General features: G+C 35.7%; 9 protein-coding genes. 2 read left to right on the forward strand and 7 right to left on the reverse strand.

What is annotated here, in order from left to right:
• Positions 1–9: 9 nt before the first annotated feature.
• From NZ698_RS08940 to NZ698_RS08960, 5 genes are all read right to left on the reverse strand, one after another.
• The gene (locus tag NZ698_RS08940) at positions 10–309 is read right to left on the reverse strand and encodes a type II toxin-antitoxin system RelE/ParE family toxin (protein WP_263002770.1); all 300 of its coding nucleotides are present in this window, start codon (positions 307–309) and stop codon (positions 10–12) included.
• Complete coding sequence (locus NZ698_RS08945) at positions 302–553, reverse strand: type II toxin-antitoxin system ParD family antitoxin (RefSeq protein ID WP_263002771.1); 252 nt, start codon at positions 551–553, stop codon at positions 302–304. Before NZ698_RS08945 ends, NZ698_RS08940 begins: the two co-directional genes overlap by 8 nt.
• 153 nt (positions 554–706) lie before the next feature.
• Positions 707–1,792: a peptide chain release factor 1 gene (gene prfA, locus NZ698_RS08950; RefSeq protein WP_263002772.1), complete on the reverse strand. Its 1,086-nt coding sequence runs from the start codon at positions 1,790–1,792 to the stop codon at positions 707–709.
• Positions 1,793–1,897: 105 nt separating this feature from the next.
• Positions 1,898–4,735: an alpha-amylase family glycosyl hydrolase gene (locus NZ698_RS08955; RefSeq protein WP_263002773.1), complete on the reverse strand. Its 2,838-nt coding sequence runs from the start codon at positions 4,733–4,735 to the stop codon at positions 1,898–1,900.
• 171 nt (positions 4,736–4,906) lie between these two features.
• Positions 4,907–6,967: a T9SS type A sorting domain-containing protein gene (locus NZ698_RS08960; RefSeq protein ID WP_263002774.1), complete on the reverse strand. Its 2,061-nt coding sequence runs from the start codon at positions 6,965–6,967 to the stop codon at positions 4,907–4,909.
• Positions 6,968–7,111: 144 nt separating this feature from the next.
• Here NZ698_RS08960 and NZ698_RS08965 point away from each other — a divergent pair, with 144 nt between their 5' ends.
• A complete protein-coding gene (locus NZ698_RS08965) occupies positions 7,112–7,984 on the forward strand; it encodes a helix-turn-helix domain-containing protein (RefSeq protein WP_263002775.1) in 873 nt (290 codons plus the stop codon).
• A gap of 97 nt (positions 7,985–8,081) precedes the next feature.
• On the opposite strand, the gene NZ698_RS08970 is transcribed toward NZ698_RS08965, so the two are convergent.
• Complete coding sequence (locus tag NZ698_RS08970; RefSeq protein ID WP_263002776.1) at positions 8,082–8,372, reverse strand: hypothetical protein; 291 nt, start codon at positions 8,370–8,372, stop codon at positions 8,082–8,084.
• Between the two features lie 172 nt (positions 8,373–8,544).
• Entirely contained in the window at positions 8,545–10,152 is a 1,608-nt protein-coding gene (locus NZ698_RS08975; RefSeq protein ID WP_263002777.1) for a fumarate hydratase, read from the reverse strand.
• A 320-nt stretch (positions 10,153–10,472) separates the two neighbouring features.
• Between NZ698_RS08975 and fumC the strand changes: the two genes are divergently transcribed.
• Positions 10,473–11,867, forward strand: coding sequence for a class II fumarate hydratase (gene fumC / locus NZ698_RS08980; RefSeq protein ID WP_263002778.1), 1,395 nt, complete (start codon positions 10,473–10,475; stop codon positions 11,865–11,867).
• Positions 11,868–12,028: the final 161 nt, after the last annotated feature.

Below are 12,028 nucleotides of genomic sequence, written 5' to 3' on the forward strand. Positions count from 1 at the left end.
AATGACATTTTATTCACCGATTCTACTTTTCAAATCCATTTCAGCGCCCAAAATTCTTACAATTTGAATTTCAACAGAACTTATTATTCGATAGAAAATAATATGTAGATTGACTACAAAACCTAAAATATCTACATTGATGTCTTCATAGCACTTTCCAATTTTTGGATTTTCCGACAGTAACTCAAAATAACCAATCATTTCGAAATAATACTTGTCTGCCTGCTTTTCAGACCAATTCCTATATGTATATTTATAGATATCATCCAAATCTAAAATTGCCTTATTGGTTAAGTAATACTCAGCCATTATTTTTCATAGATTCTTTTAAAAATTCCAAATGTTGTTTAGGATCAAAAGTGTTTGAAATTCCGCTATTTAAACCTTCATTAATGGCATCTTTAAGAATTTGTACTTTACTTTCCTCCTCTTCTAATAATCTTAATCCTGCCCGAATAACTTCACTAGCATTTTTATATCTTCCCTGCGAAACTTTGTTGTCTACAAAATCCTCAAAATAATCTCCTAAAGAGACTGATGTATTACGTCCCATTGAATTAAATATTAAATTACATTTCAAAGTTACCAAAATTTGGTAATTACTTTACTTTATCTAACTAAAATTTTTCCAATATGTTCTTTTAGTAAAAGTCCATGAAAAAAGCTTCCGATTTCTCAGAAGCTTTCATATTTTAAAAAGAAAAAATTAATAATTCTCTTCTTCGCCTTTCATTTTCTCGGCATTTTCTGCCATGATTACAGCATCGATCATTTCTCCGATGTCACCATTCATATATGCATCAAGGTTGTACATTGATTTGTTGATTCTGTGATCGGTAACTCTACCTTGTGGATAATTATACGTTTTGATTTTTGCAGAACGGTCACCGGTAGAAACCATCGATTTACGCTGTGCAGCAATATCTCCCACAGATTTCTGAACTTCGATATCGTATAATTTGGTACGAAGCATTTCCATTGCCAATTCTCTGTTTGCCAACTGTGAACGCGCCTGCTGACAAACGACTACCATTCCTGAAGGTTTGTGCGTCAACTGTACTTTGGTTTCAACCTTGTTTACGTTTTGTCCACCCGCTCCACCAGAACGTGAAGTCTGCATTTCGATATCTGCAGGATTTAGTTCAAAATCAATTTCTTCAGCTTCGGGTAAAACAGCAACGGTAATTGCCGAAGTGTGAACCCTACCTTGAGATTCAGTTTCAGGAACACGCTGTACACGGTGAACGCCGGATTCGAATTTCATAATTCCATAAACACCGTCTCCTTCAATTTTTAGAATTAGTTCTTTATAACCCTTTGCAGCTTCGCTGGAATCTGTTATTTCGTGTTTCCAGCCTTTTGTCTTGAAAAACATGGCATAAGCTCTGTAGACATCTTCCACGAAAATAGCTGCTTCATCACCACCTGTTCCGGCACGAAGTTCTACAATTACGTTTTTATCATCAGTAGGATCTTTAGGAATCAAAAGAACTTTTAATTCTTCCTCCAGACCGGGAAGTTTTTGTTGAGCTTCTACTTTTTCTTCTTTAGCCATATCGACCAAGTCTCTGTCTGAACCATCTGCAATGATTTCGTCAGATTCTGCAATGTTGTCTAAAGCACCTTTATATTGATTGTAAACGTGTACAATTTTCCCTAAATCGCTGTATTCTTTATTGAGTGAAGAATATTTTTTCTGATCCGAAATTACGTCTGGCTGTATAATAAGATCTGCAACCTCATTATATCTTTGTTTGATAGCTTCTAATTTTGGAATTAATGACTTAGACATATTAAAAATTTAGTATGCAAAGATACGGATTTGATGATTAATAAAAAAAGCTCATTTTCATGAGCTTTTGTAAAATATTGATGCAATTTTAAAATAATTCAGATCTTACTGAACAATCATTTTCTGAATTGCAATTCCATTATCAGTTTTCAGATGAACAAGATAAGTTCCTGCAGGATATTTTGCATTTAACTCGTAAGTTCCGTCTTCATTTTTTAGTTTAAATGAATCCATTTTCTTTCCGCTCATGTCGTAGATAGCGATCTCTCCGTTTTTGGCTTTGTGATAAATTAATTTAGCCAAACCATTTTTCACAGGATTATCTGCAATCTGAAGCGATAATCTTTTATCTAAATTTTCTTCAGATGTAGACAAAGTCGTAAACGGATTTCCGTAGATTCTGAATTCTCCCGGCTGAAGTGTAATCGGAGCTGTTGTAGAAGTTACGTTAAAGGCTGTATTATCCATTAAATTCTGCCATTGCCCCGCAAAAGGAAAATAAGGAACTACATTTTTAGCCGAAGTATCATAGTTTGCCAATACAACAACATTTTTAACTCCTGCTGTCAGTAAAGGATCAGTGATATAAATTCTTGTGATCAAACCATTCGGATCATTCGTAAGATTATTAGATTCTACAGTATACGTTTTTGATTTGAAAACAGGATGCGCATTTCTGATATTGATAATCTGTGCCCAAGTGTTGTAAATTGCTTTTCTGTTGGTATTGGTATCATATCCTAAAGTGAAAGCAACCGGTTTTTCGTCTGTACGGCAATTGTTATTGATCGTTCCGTCCGGACATCTGTTGATGCTGAATTCGTAACCCAATTCACCAAACTGCCAAATCATTTTCGGACCAGGAATCGTAAAGAATGTAGCTCCGAAAGTTTTCATTCTTTCTAAAGCTGTATTAAGATTGGTCACATTGTATGTACCATTCACAGCTCCATACGCAAGATTTTTGAACATTAATCTTTCTTCATCATGACTTTCGCCATAGCCAACTCCGTGCATATTGGTAAAACCATGAAGTTCATGATCCATTCTGTCAAAATTGCTGTTTTGAGTATAACCCATCGTGTTTTGATTGTAAGGACCAGTTTGGTTATTCCAAAGCATAACTCCTTTTCCTTCTGCCACTCTATAGTTCGCCCATTGCTGCTCTTCTGCATCAGTTCCTAAATGTTCGAAAATCATGTAAGAAGTAGGATCAAGAGCCCATTGTTTATCTGCATAACCTTTCAAGATATCAACTCTGTCCTGCTGATACGCATTGGTACAAGTTTCATCCGTCGCAGTACAGTTTTGAGTAAATCCTTTCGTTAAATCCCAACGGAAACCGTCAACTTTATATTCAGTTAACCATTGCTGTAAAGTTCTTTCAACATAATATTTTGTTGCTAAACTTGTATGGTTGAAGTCATTAAACACATTATAAGAATGCTTCGGAACCGTATTGAAATATGGATTATTTGCCGCAACATCACCGTAACCGTCACCATCCGGATCCACATTCCAAAGTCTCACCAAAGGTGATCTTCCTGTAGCGTGATTGAAAGCAACATCCAAAATTACTGCAATTCCGTTTTGGTGACACAGATCAACAAATTCTTTGAATTTTTCAGGTGTTCCGTAAGCTTTGTCTAAAGCATAATGGAATGATGTATTGTAACCCCAAGAAAGATTTCCTTCGAATTCCATGATTGGCATCAATTCAACTGCATTGACTTTTAAATCTTTTAAATAATTGATTTTATTGATGAGAGACTGCCAGTTTTTTTCCTGTGTGAAATCTCTTAAAAGCAATTCATAAATAATTAAATTTTCCTTATTCGGTCTTGCGAAATTGTTTACCTGCCAATTGTAAGGTGTCTGACCTGTTTTAAACATAGAAACTTCAAAACCCTGTCCTGCAGGAAAAGGAGGTAATGCCGGATAAGTAGTTGCCGAAATCGTAGGGTCGTCATAAGAAGACAAAATCTGAGGTGAATAAGGATCTGCAACTTTTCTCAAATCGTTGGTTCTGTATTGGAATGTGTATAGTTGCTGAGGAGTCAATCCACTCAATTCAATCCAGTATAAATCTGGATTTGTAGTGTCTCTTTTCATTAAATAGGTATCATTCACCGCCCAGTTGTTGAAACTTCCGATTACATGAACGAAATTTTTAAACGGAGCATACAAAGCCAAACCAACTTTTGTGTTATCTGTAGGATTATAATTGATTCCCTGTCTGATCCAGCTTGGTATTGCCTGTGAAACTACATTTCGCGGAACTTGTAAGATAAAAGTTGAGCTTTTCACAGTTGAATTTGCCGTCGCAATCAACTCCATATTTGCATCTGCTGCAACTGTATAACTATAGTTGTATGAAGTTGAAGGTGTTGAAGTTGAATTGACAACTGTTCCGTTCGCTTTTAATTGAAAAGTCGCATTAATATTGGTTGTTGCAGTGATATTAATAGCATTTCCCGTAGGAACTGAAGTCAAACTATTAGCAGCAGGATTGGTTAAATTTAAATTTAATGTTCCGACATTTACAAAAATGTCTGGTGAAGTCTGGTGATTTCCGGTTTTAGTTTTCAGTAAAAAACCAAATCTTCCAATCCCTGTACGTCCGTAAAATGTCGTTGGAGTAAAAGTTAAAGAATAAGTATCTGTTCCTGCATTATAAGCCAGCTTATTTAATTCATTCGAATTTGTCCAGCTTCCGTTTGTAGGACAATCCTGACTGTTGGCATAGTTCTGATCTAAAGACCAAGTCCAGATGTAGATAGCATTATTTGCAACGCCCCAAGCTGTCTCGTCAATTTGATTTCCGGGAACAGACAAAGTAATCTGATCGGTTTCGTTAAATGGATTCGGAGTAATCGTATAAGTTATCTGCGCAAATACAAAACTCGTAATCAACAGATAAAATAAGAGATATAGTTTTTTCATTTTAGTTTAATTTGAATAAAAATAGAATAAAATCCTTAATTAAATAGAGATTTTTTAAACTTTATTATTCAGCAAATACAATTCTAGAAAAAAGCCCATACAAAATGCATGAGCTTCAATGTAAAAAATAAAATTAAAAATTTAAAATACTTGTGATTTGGTGTTAGATTTTTAGTTTTTAATAATCTTTTTTGAGATTTTCTGACCGTCTTCTAACTGTAATTCTACAATGTAAATTCCGTTTGGGAGTCCGTTCATATTAATTTGATTATTTTTAAACTGAACATTGATTTTTTGTCCTACAATATTGGTCACGTTAATATTTTCGACATTTGAATCTGTTTTAATATTTAAAATTCTGTTTGTAGGATTCGGGTAAACTCCTAAACTAGCTTTTCTGATATCAGTTGTACTCAATCCTGTTATATCCTTAATACATCTCACGGATTGTCCTTGTGCTCTCGGACCTCCGGAATTCGGATTGGCTAAAGCTGTCGAGTTATACAAATATTTACCTCCTGAAACTGCAATATCACCACTCCAGTAATAACCTCTTTCTCCAACATAGGTAAAACCACCTGAACTTTGACTTCTGTAACCCGCCGCCGGTAATTTCAACTTACTTGAATAAGCTGTTGCTGCACTTCCCATTCCTTCAGCATTCACCGCCGTAACCCAGTCTGCCTGAGAAGGTAATTTCCAGCCTGCTCCGATTGCTTTACAAGGATCAATTCCTACTGCTGATGTAACTGCCGCGGAATTGGCTCCGTTCCATGAATCGCTTGATGCATTTGTCGACCACCATGACGGACCTGTTCCCAAGATAAATGATGTGATTCCATTTAATCCTGCAGGATTATTAGCAGATGGAACTGTAGTTGTCGGGGAATTTCTCACTTGATGACCATCATCCCATCTACCCCACTGGAAAAGATCTCCATAAGAATCTGAATCTGCCATTGAAGTTGCCACCTGAGAACTTCCCAAATTCTGCTGAAGCCATATTTTACCATCTGCACCACGAACTGTAGTATAAACAACAGACTGACCTTTATAATTAAATGTTACACAACCTGTATCTCCGGGAGTAGTTCCGGGATCAGTATTGTTACAAGTTGGCGTTGTTGTGGTTGCCGGAATTGAAATACGCTTTACTTTAACTCCGCTTTGAGAATAAGAAAGTACCAGATAATTATTAACCTTATCAATCGCTACATCATTGTAAGTAGCTTGTCCATCAGAAATAAAAGTTCCTCCGAAAGTTACCCAAGCTTGAGTAGTGGTATCAAACTTATATGCCGTATTTTTCAGCATATCATCATTTTCCCAACGACTTGCAACTACATATGGATCACCGGAAGGCGTAACTGCAATGGCAACATGCTGCACTCTTCCTGTAGAAAAATTAGCAGCTCCGATTTGAAACCAGGAAGTTCCGTTGAATTTTTTCACGTTTAATTTCTGTCCGCCTGCCGTGTTTGAAACATAAGCAACATACAAATTGTTATTCGCATCAATCGCAATATCAGAAGTATATTGTTCAGAAGATGACGCTGCATCTATAATGCTTCCTCCAACCAAAGTCCAGTTATCGGTACTTGTCGCAGTTGTACTATTTTCATAAACTCTTACACCACTTGAAACATTACATGTGTAAATTTTATTGTTTGAGCCAATAACCATTTCTGCAAACATTGCTCCGGTGGAAAATCCTGTATTTCCTACTTGTTCCCAGGTGCCGTTTACATAACGCTGAACAGTACCTGAGTTGTGTGTGGAATATGTAAATAAGGTATTTGCTGGAGAAACCGCAGATGCCTGATAATTTATTGTAGAAGTTGTAGGACTTGTCAATTGAGTCCACGAAGTTCCGTTAAATTGTCTTACTTCAAGACCTGTTCCTTGATTTGTGTAATAAATATTATTTCCTGATGGTGATATTGATAAAGAATTAAAAGTAGCAAAACTACTTGTGATACCTGCGCTTCCACCCAGATGCGACCAAGAACTTCCATTGAATTTTTGAACCGATCCTTTAGAGACAGAAAGATCATAATAAGAAACATAATAATTTCCCTGTGCATCGATTACCAGATTATTAAAACTGCTTGCGCCAGCGGAAATTGTTGCTGCACCCACATCTTGCCATTGCTGAGCATAAAACATACTTCCGGTAAGAGTAATTATCCCTAAACTGATTTTTGCTATTTTACAATATAAATTTCTAAACATGATCAATCTTATTTTTAATTATTCTAAATTTAATTTAATTTTGCGCAAATATACATCCCGTAATCAGGGCAGACTTATCATTTTCAAACTAAATGTTATCCTATCCTGTTTGTCGATGTAAGACAGAAGTAAAAACAAATATTTATGAAGAAGGAATCTACAAAAGGAGTGATATTTACATCTGATGATATCGAAATTGTAATGTATGACAGCGCAGATATGAGGGATTTTGGAAAGGCGACTTTTTTAGAAGGAAAATCGAGTTTCAACTTACTTTTTCTGCTAAGTCCGGACATTCATCTGAATGTAAACGATTGCGGAAGGCAGTTTAAATTTCAGAAAAATCAGTACATTTTACATTACACTTCAGAGGAAAGTCAGGCTGAATTGTGGACAAATCAAGAAACTTTAAAATATCTTCAGATTCAAATAAAATATCAGTATATTTTTAATTTAATAGATCCTGAATCTAACAGAGAAAGTGAAGAAATCCTGAAGCAAATGGTTGACAATCAATTTATTTTCCTTTATAAAAAAACTCCACCTGAGATGACGGTTGAAATGCATATGATCTTAACGGAAATAGTAAGCTATTACAGAAAAGGAGTGATGCAGAAACTATTTATGGAAGCCAAGATAATCAAATTATTGATTTTGATCTTCGAACAATTTAATGAAAAAAATACTGCAGAAGATTTATCAAAAATACCATTAATTATCAAAAAATTTGTTGATGAAAATTTTCACCGGAATTTAAAGATTGAAGAAATCAGTAAAATCTTAGGAATTAACGAAACAAAAATCCGTAAAGAATTTAAAATTCATTATCAAAAGACAATTATGGATTACATTTCAGAATTACGAATGCTGAAAGCTAAAAAACTGATTATCAATAAAGATTTAATGATCAAAGAAATTGCAATTGACTGTGGTTACGAATATGTACAAAATTTCACGAGAGCATTCAAGAAAAAATTTGGAGTTTCCCCTGAAAAGCTTAGAACGAGCTCATTTTAAAAACAGAAAAACCACCGATAAATCAGTGGTTTTATATATGTTGTTTTGCTATGATATCACTTTCTCGGAATTCATGTGAGAAAGCGATGACATTCAATTAATGATGTCCGTGGTCGTTTCCGTGGCTATCATGTAAGAAAGGACCGTGACCTTTAGGCTGGTTGAAGATTACTTCAACACCTTCCTGCTCGGTAATTAGTTTTCTTCTGATGTCTTCAGGATCGAAAGGTTTTACCTTACCGAAATACTCCTTCAAACCTTCTGTTAACCACAATGGGATAACGAAACCGAAAAACATAAAAATACACCAGAATCCTACTAGGAACATTGTAACAAAATAGATTGTCCAAAGGAACTGATAAAATGGCCAAAATGCTGATAACATCATCTTTCTTATAGATTTTAGGCAAAAATAGGACTTTTTTCTTTTTCATCAAAAGATATAGAACCTAAATTTTGCAATTTGTTTTTATTTTAAACTACATACAGACGTTAGATATTAGATTTTAGATCCTAGATTTACAATTGTAACGCTAAATTTTAATGAAATATCCTTAACCTTAATGAGCAAGATTCGCAAAGAAATCATTTCCTTTATCATCTGTAATGATGAATGCAGGGAAATCTTTGACCTCAATCTTTCTTACTGCTTCCATTCCTAATTCCGGGAAATCTACCACCTCAACAGATAAAATATTGTCTTTTGCTAAAATTGCAGCCGGTCCACCGATCGAACCGATGTAGAAACCACCGTATTTGTTACAAGCGTTGGTAACATCAGCTGTTCTGTTTCCTTTTGCCAACATTACCATACTTCCGCCGTGACTTTGGAATTCATCTACATAAACATCCATTCTTCCTGCAGTTGTAGGTCCGAAACTTCCTGAAGCCATTCCTTCCGGAGTTTTTGCAGGTCCTGCGTAATAAATCGGGTGATTCTTGAAATATTCAGGCATTGGCTGTCCGGAATCTAATAATTCTTTAATTTTTGCGTGAGCGATATCTCTTGCAACGATTAAAGTTCCGTTTAATTTTAATCTTGTTTTGATTGGATATTTTGAAAGTTCAGCCAAAATTTCCGGCATTGGTTTATTTAAATCAATCTCAACCGCCTCTTCCAAATGTGGTGGCGTTGCAGGTAAAAATCTTTTCGGATCTTGTTCCAATTGCTCCAGAAAAATTCCGTCTTTCGTGATTTTCCCTTTAATATTTCTGTCAGCTGAACAAGAAACTCCCATTCCAACCGGACAAGAAGCTGCGTGACGTGGAAGTCTGATTACTCGAACATCGTGAGTCAAATATTTTCCGCCAAACTGAGCACCAATCGCACTTTCCTGGCAGATTTTCTGAACTTTTGCTTCCCATTCCAGATCTCTGAAAGCCTGTCCAGCTTCATTTCCTTCTGTCGGAAGATTGTCATAATATTTTGCAGAAGCTTTTTTCACAGCAGCTAAATTCGCTTCAGCAGAAGTTCCACCGATGACCAAAGCTAAGTGATAAGGCGGACAGGCCGCTGTTCCCAAGTCTGAAATTCTCTCCTTAACAAAAGCCTCCAAAGATTTTTCGTTCAGTAAAGACTTCGTTTTCTGATAAAGGAAAGTTTTATTGGCAGAACCTCCACCTTTCGTCAAGAATAAAAATTCGTAATAATTTCCTTTTTTAGCATAAATATCAATTTGCGCAGGAAGATTTGAACCAGAATTTTTCTCATCAAACATCGTTAAAGGAACGACCTGAGAATATCTTAAATTTCTTTTTTGGTAAGTATTGTAGATTCCTTTGCTTAAATATTCCCCGTCTTCAACTCCTGTGTAAACATTTTCTCCTTTTTTACCCATCACAATCGCCGTTCCTGTATCTTGGCAAGAAGGCAAAGCTCCCTCAACCGCTACAGCAGCATTTTGTAATAAATTATAAGCAACAAATCTGTCGTTATCGGTTGCTTCAGGATCATCAATAATTCTTTTCAGACTAGCTAAGTGCGAAGAACGAAGCATAAAAGAAACATCTGCCATTGCTTCTTCAGCCAATAATTCCAAACCTTTTGGGTCGATCGTTAAAATTTCTCTTTCGCCATGTTGCTCAACTTTCACATAGTCTGAAGTCAATTTTTTATAAACCGTATCATCTTTCAAAATTGGATACGGATCCTGATATTTAAAATCCATTGCTTTCTATTTTCCGTGCAAAAATAAAACATCGTGAAAAAAAACATGACCAAAATCAACAACTTTACATTGTATTTATAATGATTATAAATTGCGAGGTTTTTACGCAATGTTTAACTTTATAAAAACTTTTAAACCACAAAAGTCACAAAAGTTTTTAATGCTGATTATTTGAGTTTAATAAAATGTGTTATAAAGATCACAACAGTTTTAAAATCTCAGATTTTATTTTGTGAACTTAAAAAATTCATCATTACATCTTTAAATTAAAGCATTAATCTTTTGTGCCTTTTGTGGTTAAACTAAACATTTCAATCACAATGAATTACAGAATAGAAAAAGACACCATGGGTGAGGTGCAGGTTCCTGCAGACAAGTTTTGGGGCGCACAGACAGAACGTTCAAGAAACAATTTTAAGATCGGTCCGGAAGGTTCAATGCCTCACGAAATCATCGAAGCTTTTGCTTATTTGAAAAAAGCAGCAGCATTCACCAACACAGATTTAGGAGTTCTTCCTGCCGAAAAAAGAGATATGATCGCGAAAGTTTGCGAAGAAATTCTTGAAGGAAAACTGAACGACCAGTTTCCTTTGGTGATCTGGCAAACCGGTTCCGGAACACAGTCGAATATGAATGTAAATGAGGTGATTGCCAATCGTTCGCACGTCAATGCAGGAGGAAATCTAGGGGACAAAACGGAAGTTCACCCGAATGATGACGTCAACAAATCTCAGTCTTCAAACGACACTTATCCAACAGCAATGCATATCGCAGCGTATAAAAAGGTTGTTGAAACCACAATTCCTGCGATTGAAAAACTGAAAGATACTTTAGCTGAAAAAACAGAAGCGTTTAAAAATATTGTAAAAATCGGAAGAACACATTTGATGGATGCCACTCCTTTGACTTTAGGACAAGAGTTTTCAGGATATGTTGCTCAATTAAATTATGGAATTAAAGCTTTAAAAAACACTTTACCCCATCTTTCCGAACTTGCTTTGGGCGGAACAGCAGTTGGAACAGGTTTAAATACTCCTCAAGGATACGATGTAAAAGTTGCGGAATATATTGCACAATTTACCAACCTTCCTTTTGTGACGGCAGAAAATAAATTTGAAGCTTTGGCTGCTCATGATGCTATAGTTGAATCTCACGGAGCTTTAAAACAATTGGCTGTTTCTTTATATAAAATTGCTCAGGATGTGAGATTGCTGGCTTCAGGACCCCGTTCAGGAATCGGTGAAATTCACATTCCTGAAAATGAGCCGGGATCTTCAATCATGCCGGGAAAAGTGAATCCTACGCAAAATGAAGCCTTAACAATGGTTTGCGCTCAGGTTTTAGGAAATGATACGACGATTTCTTTTGCGGGAACTCAGGGAAATTATGAACTGAATGTTTTCAAACCGGTAATGGCTTACAATTTCTTACAGTCGGCTCAATTGATTGCTGACGCATGTATTTCATTTAATGATCATTGCGCAGTTGGAATTGAACCTAATCACGAGAGAATCAAAGAATTGGTAGACAAATCTTTGATGTTGGTAACCGCGTTGAACACTCATATCGGTTATGAAAATGCTGCTAAGATTGCAAAAACTGCCCACAAAAACGGAACGACTTTAAAAGAAGAAGCTATCAATCTTGGTTTTGTAACATCTGAACAATTTGACGAATGGGTGAAGCCTGAAGATATGGTGGGAAGTTTGAAATAAAATTTTGAAATATCCAGCTGACTTGGCTGACGAAGGAATTATTGCCCACAGATCGCACAGATTTTCACAGATTTAGATCTGCTCAATTTGCATAATCTGCGTGTCATGAAAGCGTCAAAGTTTTTATATGTTAACACATTTTTCATTGAACACATCTGTGA

Origin of the sequence: Chryseobacterium edaphi (assembly GCF_025628985.1) — a bacterium.
GTDB lineage: Bacteria > Bacteroidota > Bacteroidia > Flavobacteriales > Weeksellaceae > Chryseobacterium > Chryseobacterium edaphi.

What these genes read in the sequence shown, in the direction of transcription:
- NZ698_RS08975 (WP_263002777.1), bottom strand. Translation starts at nt 10,152, where the DNA reads ATGGATTTTAAATATCAGGATCCGTATCCAATTTTGAAAGATGATACG.
- fumC (WP_263002778.1), top strand. Translation starts at nt 10,473, where the DNA reads ATGAATTACAGAATAGAAAAAGACACCATGGGTGAGGTGCAGGTTCCT.
- NZ698_RS08970 (WP_263002776.1), bottom strand. Translation starts at nt 8,372, where the DNA reads ATGATGTTATCAGCATTTTGGCCATTTTATCAGTTCCTTTGGACAATC.
- NZ698_RS08945 (WP_263002771.1), bottom strand. Translation starts at nt 553, where the DNA reads ATGGGACGTAATACATCAGTCTCTTTAGGAGATTATTTTGAGGATTTT.
- NZ698_RS08960 (WP_263002774.1), bottom strand. Translation starts at nt 6,967, where the DNA reads ATGTTTAGAAATTTATATTGTAAAATAGCAAAAATCAGTTTAGGGATA.
- NZ698_RS08940 (WP_263002770.1), bottom strand. Translation starts at nt 309, where the DNA reads ATGGCTGAGTATTACTTAACCAATAAGGCAATTTTAGATTTGGATGAT.
- NZ698_RS08955 (WP_263002773.1), bottom strand. Translation starts at nt 4,735, where the DNA reads ATGAAAAAACTATATCTCTTATTTTATCTGTTGATTACGAGTTTTGTA.
- prfA (WP_263002772.1), bottom strand. Translation starts at nt 1,792, where the DNA reads ATGTCTAAGTCATTAATTCCAAAATTAGAAGCTATCAAACAAAGATAT.
- NZ698_RS08965 (WP_263002775.1), top strand. Translation starts at nt 7,112, where the DNA reads ATGAAGAAGGAATCTACAAAAGGAGTGATATTTACATCTGATGATATC.